This window comes from Aureibaculum algae (assembly GCF_006065315.1).
GTDB classification, from domain to species: domain Bacteria; phylum Bacteroidota; class Bacteroidia; order Flavobacteriales; family Flavobacteriaceae; genus Aureibaculum; species Aureibaculum algae.
Genome location: NZ_CP040749.1, coordinates 46,119 through 66,081 on the forward strand (window position 1 = coordinate 46,119; position 19,963 = coordinate 66,081).

Genomic DNA, 19,963 nt, shown 5'->3' on the forward strand with positions numbered 1-19,963 from the left:
GACAAACAAGCATATATATACATGAAAAAATTATTTAAAATATTAGGGATATTTTTAGTTGTTCTAATAGCGGCAGTAATTATTATTCCCATTGTTTTTGAAGGAAAAATAATAGAATTGGTAAAGAAAACAGCCAACAATAATTTGAATGCTACATTAGATTTTGAAGATGCTGATTTAAGTATTTGGAGTAGTTTTCCGAGTGCTGAAGTTTCATTAAACAATACTTCGTTGGTAAATAACGCTCCTTTCGAAGGAGACACTTTATTTAAAGCAAAATCAATTAATTTAAAATTACCAATAGGTCAGTTGTTTAAGAGCAATTCTGATATTAGCATTACTACATTTGCAATAGATGGTGCACAATTAACGGTTAAAATTGATGAAAATGGAAATGCTAATTATGATATTGCAAAAGAGAGTGACACAGAAACAACTTCAACTGCTGAGTCAGATCCTTTACAGTTGCAATTAGAGGGGTATAGTATTACCAACAGTGAAATTTCCTATACAGACGCATCGAGTAAAATGGCGTTTTCATTAAAAGAGTTTAACCATAAAGGAGAAGGCAATTTGTCGGCAGCAACGTCTAAATTAGATACAAAAACGGATGGATTAATTTCATTTGAAATGGATAGTGTTGCTTATTTTAACAACAATAAAATTGATTTACAAGCTTTAATTGGTATTGATTTAAACGAAAATAAATTCAGCTTTTTAGAAAATAAGGCTTTAATTAATCAATTGCCTTTAGTTTTTGACGGGTTCGTTAAAATTAATGATAACAACCAAGAAGTAGCTATCAATTTTAAAACGCCATCATCAGATTTTAAGAACTTTTTGGCGTTAATACCTGAGGTGTATTCTAAAAATATTGAAGGGGTAACAACTACAGGTAATTTTGACGTTACAGGTAATTTTGACGGTGTGGTTGACGACACTCATATTCCGAAGTTTAATATTATAATTAATTCGGATAATGCTTCTTTTAAGTATCCTGATTTACCAAAATCATTGGAAAATATCAATATAAATACGAAGATTGCAAATGAAACAGGTTTGGTAAAAGATACCTATATAAATGTTGATACCTTATCTTTCCGTATAGACAAAGAGGTATTTAATGCGTCTGCAAAATTATCAGAAGTAACAGAAAACATGAAGGTTAAAGCTCATTTGGATGGAAAAATAAACTTGGCGAATTTAGAAAAGGTATATCCTGCGGAAGCTGTAAAAGATTTGAAAGGAAATTTATCTATAAATGCCAATACTGCATTTGACATGAATTCAATAGAAAAAGGAAAATATGAAAACACGAGAACTTCAGGTACTTTTTCATTGCAGAATTTTGAATATGTATCGGCAGAGCTTAGTGATAAATTAATAATTGATAAAACTTCATTAACGTTAAATCCCAAATCTGTAAAGCTAAATAGTTTTGATGCTAAATTGGGAAAAACAGACATTCAAGCCACGGGTAGTATAGATAATTTAATTGGCTTTTTCTTCAATAAAGAAGACATGGAAGGCCGTTTTTCTTTGAACTCTAATACTTTTTCGGTGAATGATTTTATGGTAGCTGAGGTAAATGAAAAAGAAGGAGAAAAGAAAAAAGAAACCCCAATTGCAGCAACTGAGAGTATTAAAATACCTTCTTTTTTAAACTGTACTATTGATGCAAAAGCAAATACAGTATTGTATGATAACCTAACATTAAAAAATGTGTCAGGTACGTTGATAATTAAAGATCAAACAGCGACGTTAAAAAATATGAAATCCAATCTTTTTAATGGTATCATTGGTTTTGATGGAAATGTGTCTACGAAATCAGCAACTCCTACTTTTGCCATGAATTTGGACATGAAAAGCTTAAATATTGATGAATCTTTTAAACAATTGAGTTTGTTAGAAGCATTGGCACCAATTGCCAACATAATTCAAGGAAAATTAAATACAAACATTAGCCTTTCAGGGTTTTTGAATAATGATTTTACACCCAATTTGAGCACATTGTCTGGTAAAGCTGCTGCAGAATTGTTGAGTTCAAAGCTTTCATCAGAAAATTCTCCTTTAATACAGAAATTAGAAGACCAACTCACCTTTCTAGACGCTAAAAAATTGAATTTAGACGATCTAAAAACAGCGTTGTCATTTAAAGATGGTAAAGTAGAGGTACATCCTTTTTCTATTAATTATGAAGATATTAAAATTGACATCAGTGGTGGTCATGGTTTTGATAATACTTTAGGTTATAAAGCGGTTGTAAATGTACCAGCTAAGTACTTAGGGGCTGATGTAACAAAGCTATTAGCACAATTAAAAGAAGAAGACAGTGAAAACATTAAAATACCAGTTAATGCATTAATTTCAGGTAGTTTTAAGAATCCTACGGTTAAAACGGATATGAAATCAGCTGTGACTGATTTAACAAAGGAGTTGGTGGCAAAACAAAAAGATAAATTGATTGAGAAAGGGAAAGATAAGGTTGGCGATGCGTTAAAAGATTTACTAGGTGGTAAAGAAAAAACTAAGGATTCAACAGCTGTTTCTACTGATTCAGTAGCGAAATCTACACCGAAAACTACAGTTGAAGACGTAGCGAAAGATGCATTAAAAAATCTTTTTGGAAAGAAAAAGAAGAAAGATACGGTAAACTAATTGCTAATAGTGCCTTCCCTTTGGGGAGGTTAGGAGGGGATTCTACTTCGTAAGACTTCTAAATAGACTTTCTAAATCTTGATTTTTTATAGAAGATTGCAGTAGTTTTAATCCATTATCATGAGCAAAATCGAAAATAGCAGGACGCATGTCTTTACTAGTGTTAAAAGTAAGTTTCCAAATGTTATCATAGATATTTTCTATGTTTTTCAATTTCGGAATCTGATTGATTAATTGAGGTTCAACACGTAAATCAAATTCAACTTCAATAACTTGTTCTTTATCAGACTTAAGTTCATTCAGTTTTTTATCAGTTACAATTTGTCCTTTATTAATAATAATTACCCGGTCGCAAACGGCTTCAACTTCTTGCATAATATGCGTTGAAAACAATACCGTTTTTATTTTGCCAATTTCTTTAATCAATCCTCTTATTTCAACCAATTGATTTGGGTCTAATCCTGTAGTTGGCTCATCTAAAATTAGCACGGCAGGGTCATGCAATAACGCAGCTGCTAAACCAACTCGTTGACGATAACCTTTAGACAATTGGCTAATTTTTTTGTGAGCTTCAGGTGTTAAACCAACTTGCTCAATTACCTCTTGAATTCTTGATTTAGAAATAGTATGTATAGAAGCATTAAACTGTATGTATTCCTTGACATACATGTCTAAATATAACGGATTATGTTCTGGTAAATACCCAACAGACTGTTTTACTGACATGGGTTCAGTTGCTACATTATGTCCGTTTACAAGAACTACCCCACCAGAAGCATTGATGTAGGTAGTAATGATTTTCATCATCGTAGATTTACCAGCACCATTAGGTCCTAAAAAGCCTACAATTTCACCAGAGTTTATTTTGAAACTAATATCGTCTAAGGCTTTTTGTGCTCCGTAAGTTTTGCTAATGTTTTGTACTTCTATTGACATAGATGATTGTTTAGTTTACAAAGAAACAAATCTTTTCTAAAATTTCGATACTTTTGAACCAATCAATTGCTTTAAGAATGAATGAAATAGTTAAATTTATTTACAAAAAACAGTCTCTAATCTTATCAATGTTGTTATTGATAATGTTAAGTTCTTGCTTTACCTTTAAGGTTAGTGATAGAAAAATTGAAAATAAATTTAGAAAAGAAAATCTAAAGGCTAGAATTTATTACGAAGATTATAGCGGAAAAAGAGTCCGGTTTATTGCGAGTAAAAAAATTGATACATCGTTACCAACCATTATATTTATTCATGGAGCACCTGGAGCTGGTAAAGATTATTTTAAATATGTAACAGATATCGATCTTAATAAAAAAGCTAATTTAATAACGGTTGATCGCTTGGGGTATGGTTATTCTGATTATGGAAAGGCGGAAACTTCAATCACATCACAAGCTGAAAGTATTTATACAATTATTGAAAACGAGCAACTTGATGATGTAATACTAGTAAGTTGGTCTTATGGAGTGGCAATTCCTGGAAAAATGAATTATTTATATCCAACTATTTCTAATAATTTAATGGTTGCTGGTGCAGTTTCACCAAAAGATGAAAAGTTCTTTGCATTAGGTAAACTGGCACATTGGAAAGCGACACGGTGGCTTTTTTCAAAGGCTTTGAGAGTTTCAGACCGCGAAAAATGGACACATGTTGACGAATTAACTAAAATGTCAGAAGATTGGCAACATATTAAAACACCAATTACGTACTATCACGGCACCAAAGATAAAATTGTACCTTATAAAAATATGGAGTTTATTGTATCTAAAGTGCCCAATAAGCTACTCGATACAGTTTCGGTAAAAAATGCCAATCATTTTATTTTGTTTAAAAATTACGATCTGATAAAAAGAAAGTTACTAAAGGTTTTAGATAATACTATAACTCAATAATTTTGAAATCATCTTCGTTAGCGTTCATTATCGAAAAAGTCATTTTAAATAGCGTAAACGGGTAATGTCAGATATGTCAAGTGTTTTTACAATCTAAATAATTTTTAATCTTGTGGAATAAAATTTATTTCAGAAGTACTTGTCGCAACATTTATAATAGCGTCATAAATATAATCACAAACTTTTTTTTCACCTTGATAATTAATTAAATCGGCAGTATCTTCAGGAGTATGGTACTGAGGATGCCCGCCAGTATGTAGTCCGATTACAGATATTTGTTTTTTATAAAATGAAACGTGATCTGAGCCACCAACAGACCCTGCATTAACAATTGGAGATAAAGCATGCTTAGGACCTAGTTTTTTCATTAATTCCATACCGCCGTCAAATGTTCCCGCACCACCCATATAAATATGTTTTTGCTCATTTAGTCTGCCAACCATATCCATATTTATCATTAATTTGATTTGATTTAAGGGAACAATGGGATTGTTAACAAAATACTTACTGCCCAACAACCCTTGTTCTTCAGCACCAAAGGCAATCAATATCACACTTCGCTTCAATGTATCTTTATGAGCAGCAATTTTTTCACCTATTTCCAAAAGGGCTGCAGTTCCACTGGCATTATCATCAGCACCGTAATATACAACTCCAACTTTTTCAGACTTTGACGAAGGTCCATCTCCAAGACCCAAATGATCATAATGTGCCCCAAGAACCACATATTCGTTTTTAAGTTTAGGGTCTGACCCTTCAATAATACCTATTACATTCCAAGTTTTTACTTCTGGTTTTTTTGGCTCATCTTTTTTGACTCTTAGTTGAGCCATAAACGCTTGTTTATAGCTGCCTTTTAATGGTTTTATTCCAGACTGTTTGTATTGTTTTTTAATATAACTAACCACTTTTTTATTAGTCCTTTCACCAGGATATCGACCTACATTCTTATCTGAAGTTAAAAAATTAATATGCTTTTTCAGTTCGTTTACCGTAACATTTTTTTGAGAATGAGCTACTTGTAAAAAAAGAAAAAGTAGTATGAAGCAGGGGGTTAATTTCTTAAACATTTCGATTATAATTATGGTTTCCTTTGATTCTAAATAAATTAGAAATTGCAAAAACAAAGGTCGGGAATTTTTTTATTTGTTTTCTAATAATTGAACTAATATGCTCTTATCATGTAAAAATATTTTTGTTGATTTAATACTACCAACAGTGTAGATAGTTATTCAACGTTGTGAAGGGTGTTTCGATAAATTATCTTCTTTTCTAATTTTTTATTGCTTAAGTTAATTTTTGGTTTAGCGATTTTTTAAATCCTCTTATCCTGATTATTTAGAAACTAATGAATAGTGTAACTTTATGCCTAATTGTCAGCCAAAATAAATTGGCTCGATTTTAGTCAATAAGGTAGCATGAGTAAAAAAGAGAAAGTATCGTTTGCATGGGCATTTAAAGAATTTATTTGGCCAAGAAGAAAAATTGTATCTATTGGATTAATATTAATTATTTTGAAGAGTTTGGCGGGGTTAGTTATTCCGCTTCAGGCCAAAACATTAATTGATGATGTTGTTCCGAATAAAGATATGAGTGGGTTATACACCCTTATAATTATCGTAGTGGGTGCATTATTAATTCAAGCAGTAACCTCTTTTTCATTAACAAGATTGTTAAGTGTAGAAGCTCAACATTTAATATCATTATTACGAGCAAAAGTGCAACGTAAATTATTAAAATTACCCATAAATTTCTTCGATAATAATAAATCTGGAGCCTTGGTTTCTCGTGTTATGACTGATGTAGAAGGTGTTCGGAACCTGGTAGGAACAGGGTTGGTGCAGCTTATAGGTGGTTCAATAACAGCCATATTATCCTTTGTGTGGTTACTTAAAATAAATGCCACAATGACATTTGTCGTGTTGGTACCTGTGTTGATTTTTGCAGTTGTTATGCTGAAAGCTTTTGGTGTAATTCGTCCAATTTTTAAAGCACGTGGAAAAATTAATGCTGAGGTAACGGGTCGCCTTACAGAAACGCTTAACGGAGTTCGAGTCATCAAAGGATTTAATGCTGAAGAGCAAGAGAATAAAACGTTTGAAGAAGGGGTTGATAAATTATTTCAAAATGTAAAAAAGAGCTTGACTGCTACAGCTATAATTACAAGTTCATCTACATTTCTAATTGGATTAGCTTCTGCGGGAATCATGGGGTTAGGTGGTTATTATATTATGGGCGGTTCAATGACATTGGGTGATTTTGTTCAGTTTACCTTATTGTTGGGGTTTATGGTTGCACCTATAGTTCAGATGAGTAATATTGGGAGTCAACTTACCGAAGCCATGGCGGGTTTAGACCGTACACAAGAGTTGATGAATATGACCGAAGAAGATGATCCGGAAAAGAGAACAATTGTTTTAGAGGATATAAAAGGAGATATCATTTTTGACAATGTTTCTTTTAGTTATGAAGAAAACAAGGAGGTGTTACATAACATTTCTTTGAAAGCTTCTTCTGGAAGTGTTACCGCATTGGTGGGTTCTTCAGGTTCAGGAAAAAGTACCATTGCAGGATTAGCCGCTACATTTTTAAATCCTGTTGAAGGAAAAATTACCCTTGACGGGATAGATTTAGCAAGGGTAAACCTGAACAGTTTTAGAAAGCATTTAGCCGTTGTTTTACAAGATGATTTTTTATACGAAGGCACCATTAGAGAAAATATATTATTCCCTAGGCCAGATGCTACTGAAGAAGAATTATTAGCCGCGGTTAAAGGAGCTTATGTAAATGAATTTACCGATCGATTTGATGATGGCTTAGAAACCGTAATTGGCGAAAGAGGAGTGAAATTATCAGGTGGTCAACGCCAGCGAATTTCAATTGCTAGGGCCTTATTGGCAGATCCGAAAGTTATTATTTTAGATGAAGCAACTTCTAATTTAGATACCGAAAGTGAATCGTACATTCAAAAAAGTTTGGGGGTTTTAATGCAAGACCGAACTACTTTTGTAATTGCTCATAGGTTAAGTACCATTCAAAAAGCAGATCAAATTTTAGTTATTGAAGATGGTAATATTGTAGAACAAGGCAAACACGACGAACTTATCGCCAAAAAAGGTAGATATTTTGATTTATATACCTATCAAAGTAGGATATAGGTTAAAAAAATTAAGATGTTTTTTTATTAGGAAAAATTAAGAACAAGATACTACTTGTTTTTTCACCAATTTTTTCTCTAATGATACAATAGGCTTTTGAAATATGAGCTTCTACTGTTTTAATGGAGATGTCTAAATATTCAGATATCTCCATATTTGTAAGACCATCTTCCTTGCTTAATAGAAAAACTTTTTTACATTTTTTCGGTAAGTTTTGAATTTCTTGGGTTACAATTGATATTAATGTATTAATTGATTTCTCATCCGTTTCTTCTATCACCTCGTTTAAGGCTTGAGCATATTTATTTTCTAAATCTTTGGTGGATTGATTCTTCCAATATTGCCTAATAAACTCATTGTAAGTAGCAGTATATAAAAAATTTTTAATGGAAAGTTTTGAATCGAGTTTATCTCTAAAAATCCAAACATTCAAAAAAACATTTTGCAATACGTCTTTTGCAAGCGGTTTATTATTTGTGAGCGAAAAAGCATAGGTGAACAACTTTTTATGAAATTTTTCAATTAAATGAGAATAGGCTTTCTCATCTCCTTGCTTAAGAGATTCAATTAAAAATGTATTATTTTCAAAATTAGTATTCAAATTTTTAAATAAGATTAGTCACTCAAATGTATAAAACATTAAATATTTTGGTTTTCCAAAACACCTAAAAAAACGAAGTGAAATTAGTTAATACCAATGGTTTTAAATTCTGAATTTAGATTCTGTAAAAATTAATCAATCCCTTATAATTACTAATAGTCTGAACAGATATAATAATCAAAATTCGTAATAAAAAATAATGAAATATTTTGGCATTATTAAAAACGATATCGTAAAAATAATTATTCAAAAATAGTGATTTCATTTTTTTAATCTTCTAATCGTTAAAAAAAAGTTAAAAAAACATAGGGTATTTAAAATGGGGTGGTTAATTATATTAACTAACTTATCCAAATGATTTCTAAAAACACAGAAAATCTCATTGTAAAATATATTAACAAAGCTGCCAATGCAGAAGAGTTAGATCAATTAAGAGACTGGGTAAAAAAACCAAATAATTACAAAATTTTTAAAGAATTTGTTCGCACACATTATTCCATTTTATATACGTTAGAAAATCAAGATAAGCTTGATGTAAAGGAAGTATTGTTGCAAAGAATTAGTAAGGACAAATCTGTAATTAAACAAAAAAGAATTAGATCTATTATGAAGTATGCAGCGGCAGCCATCTTCGTTTTAGGGCTAAGCTATTACTATCAACAAGGCTATCTATCTAATATCCCTACTCAAACTATTTCTGAAGATACTGTACCTGTAATTATTGAACCGGGTACTAATAAGGCTGTGCTCACATTAGAAGATGGGTCTAATATTACATTGGGGAAAGGTAAAAATTACCAATCTGAAAATATCAACAGTAATGGAGAAAAATTGGCTTATTCTTCTGAGACAGGTACAAAAAAATCAATAGTTTATAATTACCTTACTATTCCTCGTGGTGGTCAGTTTTATTTAAAGCTATCTGATGATACTGAAGTATGGCTTAATTCTGCAACCCAATTAAAATACCCTGTACATTTTGTTACTGGTGAAACTAGAGAAGTAGAACTAGTTTATGGTGAAGCCTATTTTGTCGTATCACCAAGCTCTAATCATAATGGATCTAGATTTAACTTAATTTGTAATGAACAAGAAGTTGAAGTTATTGGCACACAATTTAATGTAAAGGCCTATAAGGAAGAAAGAAATATATATACCACCCTTGTGGAAGGAAAAATTGATTTTAATGCAAATGATACGAAAAGAAGATTAACACCAAATGAGCAATTAAATCTTAACCTTGATACAAAAGAATTAACTGTTAAAAAGGTAGATGTTTATAATGAAATTTCTTGGAAAGAAGGTGTTTTTAGTTTTGAAGGGAAACCGTTAAAAGATATTGTTACCATACTCTCTCGTTGGTATGATGTTGAATTTGTTTTTGAAAACAAAGCTGCTCAAGAAAAACGGTTTAACGGATCGCTAAGAAAGGATGTAAACATAAACGAGGTACTCAATATTGTTAAAAATTTTGGAATAATTAAAAAATATGAAATAAAGAATAAGATAGTATTACTAAAATAAAAAATGGGATGAAGTATTGAAATTTGGCCGTTTCACTTCATCCCGGAGATTATGTATTAATTAATAAGTTTAACTAACACAATTCAAATTTATGGAAATTAATTTTATCAATGCCCGATCTTTCACTCGAAGTCGGCTACTACTATTTATTATGAGAGCATTTATTTTTCTATTATGCACTACCGTTTTTAGTTTCAACACTGTTGATAGTTATTCACAGCAGAAAATTAAAATCAAAAAAGACATGGAAATGTCTATAGATGAGGTCTTCAAGGTTGTAAGTAAGCAATCTAAATTTAGTTTCTTATATCCACAAGAATTATTTAAAGATGCTCCTAAAGTTAATTTAAAAGAAGGTGAAATTTTATTGAACCAACTACTTACCAACATTTTTTCTAATGGCGATACTTCTTTCAGGTTATCTGATAATAATGTTATTATTGTCGAAAAAAGTGATCCGAAACAGCTTGAAATTCAAAAGATTAAAATTTCGGGTACCGTACTTGATGAAAGTGGGCAGCCATTGCCAGGAGCAAGTGTTGTTGAAAAAGGTACACTTAATGGTGTTCAAACAGATTTTGATGGTAAATTTTCTTTAGATGTTAAAAATGCCAATGCAATCTTAGAAATCTCTTTTGTTGGATTTGAAACTAAAGATATAGTAGTTACCAACCAGACAGAACTTACGATTACGCTCTTGGAGTCTACGGCAAACTTAGGTGAAGTTATTGTAGTAGGTTATGGTACTCGAAAAAAAGCAACTGTAACTTCAGCTGTTGCACAGGTAAGTGCTGAAACTTTTCAAGACAGAGCAGTAGCAAATGTAACTCAAGGTTTACAAGGAGCTATTGGAGGTCTTTCTATTACGAACTCCCAAAGTGGAGGTGAGCCAGGGGCTGAACAAAATATCAATATTCGTGGATTAATGACTAGTAATTCAACAGGTACAGGTATAGACAATGCGGAACCATTAGTTATTATAGATGGTGCGGTTATGAATATAAATGATATAAATCCAGAAGATATTGAAACTGTAAGTGTATTAAAAGATGCTGCAGCTGCTTCTATTTATGGTTCAAGAGCTGCCGGTGGTGCTATTTTAATTACGACCAAGAGTGGTAAAAACATGAAAGGTGGTATGATAGTTAATTATTCAAATAACTTTTCATATTCAACATATACGAAATGGCCAGATCAAGCTAATGCGTTAGATTATGCGTATGCCATGAATGATGCATTGACAAATCATAATGGTAGAGTATGGTATACAGATGAAAGATTAGGATGGATAGAACAAAATATGGCTAATCCAGGAAGTGCTCCTACCTTGGTTCCTAATTCAACGAATACCTCTTGGGATGTTACTAGTGGAGGTCTTCGTGGAAGTGGTTCAACGGTTTGGAAAGATTTTCTTTTTCATAAATGGACACAAAAATCAAAACATAATTTAAGTATTAGAGGTGGTGACGAAAAGTTAAATTATTACATTTCAGGTGGGGCATACTTTGAAGATGGTTTATTTAAAGTGGCAGAAAATAATTATAACAGATATAATTTAGATGCAAAAATAGCTGCAAAACCTCTTAAATGGTTGTCACTTGAACTTTTAACAAAAATGACGAAAAGTGATGCTGAGTTTCCTTGGGATCCTGCATATGGTTGAGGTAGAGTTTTTGATCAATTATCAAAGCTTAAACCAACCATGCCTACTGTAGATCCACTTTGGGGTGAGCCTCTTCCACAAGCTTACTATCCTTCATGGCAACATTCTAATGAGGTAACGAAGACAAATCAGTTAAACTTAATGCCTAGAGTTACCATAGAACCTATAAAAGATTTATTCATTAATTTACAATACAACTATAGGACAAATAATAATAAAAGAGTTTATACTTCTACAGAATACCAATGGACGCTACCTAATGGTACTACTGGAAACATTATTTCCAGAGACCAAACTCGAGTTGCTCCTACGTTGTTTACTAATGAATATTTGTCACCAAATTTATTTGCCTCGTATTCTAAATCAATCGGTGGACATAATATTGATGCTACGGTGGGTTATCAAAATGAACAATATAACGTATACAACTTAAATGCAAATGCATTTGGTTTATTAAGTGATAATGTTGTTTCCATATCTACCGCTGTAGGTGATCAAACAGTTAACGATGATATTTCTCATTGGTCAACAGAGAGTATGTTTGGTAGATTAGGTTATAATTATAAAGAAAAATATATAGCCAGGTTAACTTACCGTAGAGATGGATCTTCAAAATTTGAACCAGGAAATAGATGGGCTGGTTTTCCTTCTATAGAATTAGGATATAATATTGCAAAAGAAGATTTCTGGAATATTAAAGACATAAGTATGTTTAAACTTCGTGCTTCAAAAGCGTCTTTAGGAAATCAAAATGTAGGTAATTACTTATAAATTCCTAGAATAGGTAATGCTAACGGTTTTTTCTTATTTAACGGAGAAAGAGAATATACAGCTAGTCCACCAAACCTTACAAGTATAAATCTTACTTGGGAAACAGTTAAAACTACAGATGTCGGAATTGATATTTTAGCATTAAATAATAAACTTGCTTTTACTTTTGACTGGTATCGATCAGATATTGAAAACATGGCAACAAGCGGGACATCATTACCTGCGACACTTGGAACATCTTCTCCTTTAATAAATGGGGGTATTTCACGTACTCAAGGTTGGGATACTGAGGTAACTTGGAGACATTCGATAGGTGATTTTAAGTATAGTGTTAGAGCAACACTTTCTGATTATAAACAAACTATTGTAGAGTTTCCTAATAAGTCGAGTTTGGTTTCAGATTTTTATGCAGGAAAAGACCTAGGAGATATCTGGGGATTAACCTGGGAAGGTTGGTTTCAAAGCCCAGAAGAAGCAACAGAACGAAATGCAATTATCAATCAAAAATGGGTTCATAATAGTACTTTTGGTGAAGGTGATGCTAAATATGCCGACTTAAATGGTGATGGAGTCATAAACAATGGAACAAATACAGTAGGTGATACTGGGGATTTCAAGGTTATTGGTAATAGTACACCTAGGTACCAATATGGAATTAGACTTGGAGCAGAATATAAAAGTATAGATTTTAGTATGTTTATACAAGGTGTAGGAAAAAGAGATGTTTCATATCAGAATGGTGCAAATAGTAAACAATTTCTTGGGCCAGCACAAGGGCCATTTCACTCGAATGTTTATGCAGAGCATTTAGACTATTATAGACCGGATGATACCACAAGTCCTTTTGGACCTAATACTGATGCTTATTTTGCAAGGCCTTATTCACAGAATGGTGGTAAAAATAATAGAAATTACAGATATAGTACAGATCATTTTTTACAAAATGGTGCTTATGCTAGATTAAAAACGATTCAACTTGGATTTACAATTCCTAAAAACATTCTTGAAAAGTATAAAATTGATAGATTTAGAATCTTTGTAACGGGTGAAAACCTTATAACAATATCAGATATGTTGTTTTATGATCCAGAAGGAATACGAGGTACGTTTAGTGGAGCGGCATCTTATCCTTTATCAAAAACCATTTCAACAGGGATTAATATTTCATTTTAAAAATTTAATTTATAAAAATCATGAAAAAAATAATATATTTTCTAACTATATGCTCGACGCTTTTATTAGTGTCGTGTAATGAAGATTTCTTAGATAGAACTCCTCTAGATGAAATATCAGAGCCTGAATTCTGGAAAACAACTAGTGATTTAGAGTTGTATGCTAATTCATTTTATAATAAATTACCTGGATGGTCTGGTTCCGGATTTGGTAGTGCACAAATGCCTGATGTAGGTACTGATCTTGGTCTTGGCCTAAGTGCACCATCAAGGTTACAAGGAACTCAAGGCATTCCAAATTCTGGCTCGGCTTCTCTATGGAGTTGGGATGAAGTAAGACTCGTTAATTACTTTGTATCAAATGTATCAAAAGCAGAAGGGTTAGAAGTAGAAATTAATCAATTTACAGGTGAGGGTTATTTCTTTAGAGCCTATTTTTATTACGACTTGTTAAAGAAGTATGGTGACTTACCTATTTATGATGCTTATTTTGATAATTTAGATACAGATGCGTTATATCGAGCAAAATCGCCTAGAAATGAAGTGGTTGATTTTATGCTTGCTGACTTAGATTTGGCAATTTCATTGCTTAAACCAAAAGGTGATTTATCTAGTCCGCGTGTTAGTAAAGAAGCAGCACAATTGTTAAAAGCTGGAATTGCACTTTACGAAGGTACTTGGGAGAAATACCACAATGGTACTGAGTTTGGTGTTTCTGGTTCAGATGGTTCTAGTTTTTTACAACAAGCCGCAGCTGCAGCAAAAGACCTAATAGATGGACAAACTAGATCTTTAAACGCTAGTTATGGAGACTTATTTAATCAAACTAACCTGAGTGCGAACAATGAAATTATACTTTGGAGACAATATGATTTTGTTGGTTTAGGAAATTCATTTGGTAATGACTCTCAAATTAGTTGGCCAAATAATTTCTCTTATTCGAGAGATGCTATTCGAAGCTACTTATGTACAGACGGGTTACCCATTTCTGTAAGTGGTGATTATAAAGGAGATACTGAACTGGCTACTATCGAGACAAATAGAGACCCAAGACTTGCAGCAACAATAATGGTACCTGGAGACACAACTGTTGTAAATATTAATGGATCAATAGTTTATTGGGAAGAACCAGCTTTAGATAAGAGTGTTGGAGCCTATGAATCTCAAAAATATAGAATTCCAGAAATAGATGCTGGTGTAAACAATTTTACTAAAGATGCTGCAAAAATCATTATGAGATATGGAGAAGCGTTGCTTATCTATGCTGAAGCCAAAGCTGAATTAGGAACCATATCGCAAGAGGATTTAGACATGTCAATTAACAAATTACGTGACCGTGTAAATATGCCTCACCTTGTATTAGGAGCAATTACTGTTGATCCAGAATGGCCAGATTATGGCTATGCACTTTCTGATGTTCTTCAAGAAATACGAAGAGAAAGAGTTGTAGAATTAATGAATGAAGGCTTTAGACTGGACGATTTAATGCGCTGGGGAGCACATAATCTTTTTGTAAATAAAAGACCAAGAGGTGCTTATTATGAAGCTTTAATATCAAATGTGTCAGCAGGTGAACCAGTGGATGTAGATAATTATCTCGACCCATATTTAAATGATATAGCAACTGGTTATCAGTTTAACCCAGATCGTGATTATTTACTCGCTATACCTGCAGAAGAATTAGTACTTAATACAAACCTAACTCAAAATCCAGGTTGGGACCAATAATAAAAAATAGAATTATTTGAGTTTGATATAAGAGGGGAAATGTAAAAGTTTTCCCTTTTATTTTATACTGTCAGTGTCGACAAAAGATTTTAAAATAAGAGTTGAAGTCTATGTAGAAATTCTTAAGAATGTCCATTAATTACAATTTAATATCTTCTTTTTAAGCAGTAAACAGGTTGCGTATTGTTTAAATGTCATTAAGAAATTTTTTTTATCTTCTTTTTGTAGTTATTGGTCGAAAATAAGCTAGCAGAGACATAGAAATCAATATTTTTAGCGTACTCTTTTAAAGAAGCATTTTTTAAGAGTTGTTTTAAAAAATCAAAGCAAAAAGCATCTGGTTTTTTAATTAACATAAATTGATTCTAATTAGTTTTATTCCTGTTTTACTATGGCAATTACTTGTAAAAACAATGAAAAAAAGGGCTTTGAAAAGATCTAAAATTCATATTTATAATGAGTAGTCATTAAACATTTTTACCTTTTGTTATTAGAATCAAAGTTTGAATAATTCTGTTGTTTTAATTTGAAAAAATAAATTTTTATTAAATAAACTTTCCAATGAAAAAGATAACTTTTTTTATGTTTTTGATACTTATAACTTCGGGTTATGCTCAAAAAACAGTTAATTATTTAGAAGAATCTGAGACGGATTTTAGTAAAAGAATGCAATGGTTTAATGATGCTAAATATGGAATGTTTATCCATTTTGGATTGTACAGTCAGCTTGGAGGTATTTACAAAGGTAATGACGAAGGTAGATATGCAGAGTGGATTCAAGGGAATCAAAATATTCCTCAAGAAGAATATGTTAAGTTATTAAATACATGGAACCCTAAAGATTTTAATGCTGATAAGATTGTGAAATTGGCAAAAAAAGCTGGAATGAAGTATTTAGTAGTAACCACCAAACATCATGAAGGATTTTGTTTGTGGGATTCTAAATATACCGATTTTGATATCGCAAATACGCCTATGAAAGGGCGTGATTTTGTTCAAGAATTAGCCGATGCATGTAAAAAACAAGGGATTGTTTTTGGAACTTATTATAGTATTACAGATTGGCACCAAGGTGCACAATATGTAAAAGAAGGTAAAGATTGGGGTTGGGGAATGACGAAAATGCATGAAGGTAAAAAAGAAGAATATGTTCAATATTTAAAAAATCAAATAAAGGAATTAATTGAGAATTACGATACCAATATTATTTGGTTTGATGGAGATTGGGTAGATTGGTGGACTTTAGAAGATGGAGATGATTTATATCAATACATCAGAGAATTGAAACCAAGTATTATTATTAATAATCGTGTTTCCAAAAGAAAAATTTTCAAAAAAGATTTCGGAACACCAGAGCAATTTCATTTAGAAGATAAAGTCGATTACTATTGGGAAGCATGTTATACTATGAATGATTCTTGGGGTTTCAAAATAAAAGATACAGATTGGAAAAGCCCACAAGAAGTTTATGAAAAATTAAAAGATATCAATGGTAAAGGGGGTAATTTTTTATTAAATGTTGGTCCTGACGGCGATGGTAATGTACCCAAAGAGTCTGCAAAAATTTTATTAGAAGTAGGTAAGATGTTAGCAAAAGAAGAAAAGAAATAAAAATATGGTGATGAACAAAAATATAGTGTATTGTTTGGTACTTTTAAGCGTATTGGCATCAGGGTGTAAAGAAGTAAAACCCGAACAAAAAGAAGCTGAAAAACCAAACATACTTTTTCTTTTTACCGATGATCAACGTGCGGGGACTATAGGAGCAATGAATCAGTATGATGTTCAGACGCCGAACATGGATAAATTGGTAAAAATGGGAACTTCATTTACCAATTCATATATTTTAGGAGGAGCAACTGCAGCGGTGTGTTCACCGAGTAGAGCCATGTTAATGACGGGGCGTTATTTTTTTAATATAGAACCCAATGTTTATGCACAATTTGCATTCCCCAAAGAAGAACGAGGGAAAAGTGATTTATTAACTTTTCCTGAATATTTTAAATCAAATGGGTATGAAACATTCGCAACAGGAAAGCAACACAATGGTGAAATTTGGCTAGAACGTGGTTTTAATCAAATTAAGTCTGCTTTTTTAGGAGGAATGACTACTCATTTTGGAACGAAAGTAAAAGATTATACACCAGAAAAAGGCTGGTCTAAACCTTATCAGAATAAAGAAAAGTTTAGTAGCGAGCTATTTGCTGATGCAGCTGTAGGTTTTTTAGAAAATTATAAAAATGAAGATCCATTTTTAATGTATGTTTCTTTTACTGCACCACATGATCCGCGTACAGCACCACAGGAGTTTCATGATATGTATCCACCTGAAGATATAAAAGTACCTGAAAATTTTATGCCAAAGCATCCTTTTGAAATTGCAGATGACAATATTAGAGATGAACGACTGGCACCTTTTCCAAGAACAGAAGCTAGAGTTCGAAAAGAAATTTCAGATTACTATGCAATGATTACAGCTACTGATGCACAGATAGGCAGAGTTTTAAAAGCATTGGAAGCCTCTGGGAAAGCAGATAATACCATAATTGTATTTGCGGGTGATAATGGGTTGGCATTAGGTCAACATGGCTTATTAGGGAAACAAAATGTTTATGAGCATAGCGTTGGTGTTCCCTTAATCTTTAGTGGACCCTCTATTCCAAAAAATATAAAGAATAATGCTTTAGTGTATTTACATGATGTATTTCCTACGTTGTGTGGATTAACTGGACTTAATATTCCTGAATCTATTGAAACTGAAGATTTAACGCCAATATTAAAAGGGGAAAAGAAAGAAGTAAGAAAAAGTATGTTATATGCGTACAATTCTTGGCCTGGAGATTTATTAAATAAAAACAGCACGCATAATCCGGGTGGTGGTCATAGAGCAGTTAGAAAAGGCAATTATAAACTCATTGTAAGTGCAAAACATGATGTGTTTACGTATCAATTGTTCGATGTGTCAAAAGATCCATGGGAACTTAATAATTTATCAGAAGTAGTAGCTTTTGCAGCGGTTAAAAAGGAGTTGTTAGATGAATTACAAAAACTAATTACAGAGACAGGAGACCCTGCTCAATTGGATAAAAAGGAGTTTGGACTCTACGACAATCCCGAAGCTTATAATTTTAAAAAATAATTCATAATGAAGGTTCTTATTTTAGATAATGGAAATTTTAAAATTGCGGATCAAAAGACGGTTGTTTTCAACTTATTTTTTACAATTCTATTTTTTTTATTATTCACTAACGTAACAATTGCTCAAGAAAAGGAATTATCTTGGGATGAATTAGCAAGCCAATATGAATGTCCTGATTGGTTTAGAGACGCCAAATTCGGTATTTGGTTTCATTGGGGTCCACAAAGTGTTCCTGAGCAAGGTGGCGGCTGGTATGCCAGACATATGTACATGAAAGATGTTGGGCGTCAGAAGTTTGGAAAAATGGCAAATCCATATCATTTACAAACATATGGGCACCCATCAGAATTTGGTTTTAAAGATATTATAAATGCTTGGAAAGCTGAAAAATTTGACGCTGAAGCTCTTATTAAATATTCAAAAAAAAATGGTGCAAAATATATTGTAGCATTAGCCAATCACCACGATCATTTTGATTTATTTAATTCATCATACCACCCATGGAATGCCGTAAATATGGGGCCTAAGAAAGATATTATAAAGGCTTTTGCTGATGCTACAAGAGCAGAGGGTATGAAGTTTGGAGTAACCAGTCACGATAATCGATTTTTAAATTGGTGGTTGCCTGCTTTTGGAGCTGATGAAAGTGGAGCATACAAAGGCGTGCCTTATGATGGTAGATTAACCAAAGAAGATGGAAAAGGTAAGTGGTGGGAAGGTTATGATCCCGCTGATTTATATGGTCCAATTCCTGAAAATAGAACACCAGAGATTGTAGAGAAAATTAAACAGAACTGGGAAGAACGGCATTTAGAATTAGTGAATAAGTACAAGCCAGATATTTTGTATTACGACGGCTTTAATTTTACTTATGGAGAACACGGTAAGGCCGTAAGTGCTAAAATGTATAATAACAGTTTAAAAGAAAAAGGAAAGATTGATGCTGTTATGTTACTAAAAGCCCCTGTTCCAGGTACGGTTACAGAAGTTGAGAGTGGCGGAAGTAACACCTTAAGAGCAGCACCTTGGCAATCTGAAATTACATTTACCGATTGGTTTTACAAAAAAGACCGACACTTAACCCATAATGCTCGAACCATTTTAGAAATGCTAATTGAAGCGGTTAGTAAAAATGGAAATTTACTATTGAATATTGAGTTAAATCCTGAAGGAACCATACCGCAAGAACAAGAAGTTATTATTAACATCGTAGGTGATTGGTTAAAGGTAAATGGAGAGTCAATTTATGGAACAAGACCATGGAAAGTGTACGGCGATGGTAAAAGTGTGCGTGGAGAATCAGAAACGATTAGTGGTGGAGAAATAAGAAATGCAGGCGATGATATTGTTAAAAAGAAAAAAACAGATGAACATTATAATCAACGTACTACGGCTTCACCAGAATATGCTTCTGATGAGGTTCGATTTACTAAAAAGGGTAATAATTTATATATTTTGATTATGAATCCAACAAAAGGCGAACTAATAATTCCGACCTTTGGGTTAAAGAATGAAATGGGGCCTGGTAAACTGAAAAAGCTTTACCGATTAGATACAAAAACGAAAGTAAAGTTTGTGCAAACAAATGAGCACACCACCATAACAATTCCAACTATTAACGGACGAAGTTATCCAATAGTTTTAAAAGTTTTTTTATAAT

General features: G+C 32.4%; 14 protein-coding genes. 11 read left to right on the forward strand and 3 right to left on the reverse strand.

Annotated elements, in window-relative coordinates:
• The first annotated feature begins 21 nt into the window (after window positions 1–21).
• Window positions 22–2,658 (forward strand): AsmA-like C-terminal region-containing protein, encoded by a 2,637-nt coding sequence (locus FF125_RS00185; protein ID WP_138947886.1) that lies wholly within the window; start codon window positions 22–24, stop codon window positions 2,656–2,658.
• A 42-nt stretch (window positions 2,659–2,700) separates the two neighbouring features.
• On the opposite strand, the gene gldA is transcribed toward FF125_RS00185, so the two are convergent.
• Window positions 2,701–3,594, reverse strand: a complete 894-nt coding sequence (gene gldA, locus FF125_RS00190; protein WP_138947887.1) for a gliding motility-associated ABC transporter ATP-binding subunit GldA — start codon at window positions 3,592–3,594, stop codon at window positions 2,701–2,703.
• A 53-nt stretch (window positions 3,595–3,647) separates the two neighbouring features.
• On the opposite strand from gldA, the gene FF125_RS00195 reads away from it, so the two are divergent.
• Window positions 3,648–4,547 (forward strand): alpha/beta fold hydrolase, encoded by a 900-nt coding sequence (locus FF125_RS00195; protein ID WP_138947888.1) that lies wholly within the window; start codon window positions 3,648–3,650, stop codon window positions 4,545–4,547.
• Window positions 4,548–4,651: 104 nt separating this feature from the next.
• On the opposite strand, the gene FF125_RS00200 is transcribed toward FF125_RS00195, so the two are convergent.
• Complete coding sequence (locus FF125_RS00200; protein ID WP_138947889.1) at window positions 4,652–5,617, reverse strand: M28 family metallopeptidase; 966 nt, start codon at window positions 5,615–5,617, stop codon at window positions 4,652–4,654.
• 348 nt (window positions 5,618–5,965) lie between these two features.
• Here FF125_RS00200 and FF125_RS00205 point away from each other — a divergent pair, with 348 nt between their 5' ends.
• Entirely contained in the window at window positions 5,966–7,705 is a 1,740-nt protein-coding gene (locus tag FF125_RS00205) for an ABC transporter ATP-binding protein (RefSeq protein WP_138947890.1), read from the forward strand.
• Window positions 7,706–7,715: 10 nt separating this feature from the next.
• Here FF125_RS00205 and FF125_RS00210 read toward each other — a convergent pair whose 3' ends face one another.
• Complete coding sequence (locus FF125_RS00210) at window positions 7,716–8,306, reverse strand: RNA polymerase sigma factor (protein ID WP_138947891.1); 591 nt, start codon at window positions 8,304–8,306, stop codon at window positions 7,716–7,718.
• A 354-nt stretch (window positions 8,307–8,660) separates the two neighbouring features.
• Between FF125_RS00210 and FF125_RS00215 the strand changes: the two genes are divergently transcribed.
• The 8 genes from FF125_RS00215 to FF125_RS00250 all read left to right on the forward strand — a co-directional run bounded on the left by FF125_RS00215 (window position 8,661) and on the right by FF125_RS00250 (window position 19,962).
• Window positions 8,661–9,830 (forward strand): FecR family protein, encoded by a 1,170-nt coding sequence (locus FF125_RS00215; protein WP_138947892.1) that lies wholly within the window; start codon window positions 8,661–8,663, stop codon window positions 9,828–9,830.
• A gap of 151 nt (window positions 9,831–9,981) precedes the next feature.
• Window positions 9,982–11,493 (forward strand): SusC/RagA family TonB-linked outer membrane protein, encoded by a 1,512-nt coding sequence (locus FF125_RS00220; protein ID WP_175418838.1) that lies wholly within the window; start codon window positions 9,982–9,984, stop codon window positions 11,491–11,493.
• A 39-nt stretch (window positions 11,494–11,532) separates the two neighbouring features.
• Window positions 11,533–12,264, forward strand: a complete 732-nt coding sequence (locus FF125_RS00225; protein WP_138947894.1) for a SusC/RagA family TonB-linked outer membrane protein — start codon at window positions 11,533–11,535, stop codon at window positions 12,262–12,264.
• Between the two features lie 9 nt (window positions 12,265–12,273).
• The gene (locus FF125_RS00230) at window positions 12,274–13,437 is read left to right on the forward strand and encodes a TonB-dependent receptor domain-containing protein (protein ID WP_394344126.1); all 1,164 of its coding nucleotides are present in this window, start codon (window positions 12,274–12,276) and stop codon (window positions 13,435–13,437) included.
• A 20-nt stretch (window positions 13,438–13,457) separates the two neighbouring features.
• The gene (locus FF125_RS00235) at window positions 13,458–15,164 is read left to right on the forward strand and encodes a RagB/SusD family nutrient uptake outer membrane protein (protein WP_138947896.1); all 1,707 of its coding nucleotides are present in this window, start codon (window positions 13,458–13,460) and stop codon (window positions 15,162–15,164) included.
• A gap of 561 nt (window positions 15,165–15,725) precedes the next feature.
• Window positions 15,726–16,775, forward strand: a complete 1,050-nt coding sequence (locus FF125_RS00240) for an alpha-L-fucosidase (RefSeq protein ID WP_138947897.1) — start codon at window positions 15,726–15,728, stop codon at window positions 16,773–16,775.
• Window positions 16,776–16,785: 10 nt separating this feature from the next.
• Window positions 16,786–18,303 carry a sulfatase-like hydrolase/transferase gene (locus tag FF125_RS00245; RefSeq protein ID WP_175418839.1) on the forward strand — a complete coding sequence of 506 codons (1,518 nt, stop codon included), beginning with the start codon at window positions 16,786–16,788 and terminating at the stop codon, window positions 18,301–18,303.
• Between the two features lie 6 nt (window positions 18,304–18,309).
• The gene (locus FF125_RS00250; protein ID WP_138947899.1) at window positions 18,310–19,962 is read left to right on the forward strand and encodes an alpha-L-fucosidase; all 1,653 of its coding nucleotides are present in this window, start codon (window positions 18,310–18,312) and stop codon (window positions 19,960–19,962) included.
• Window position 19,963: the final 1 nt, after the last annotated feature.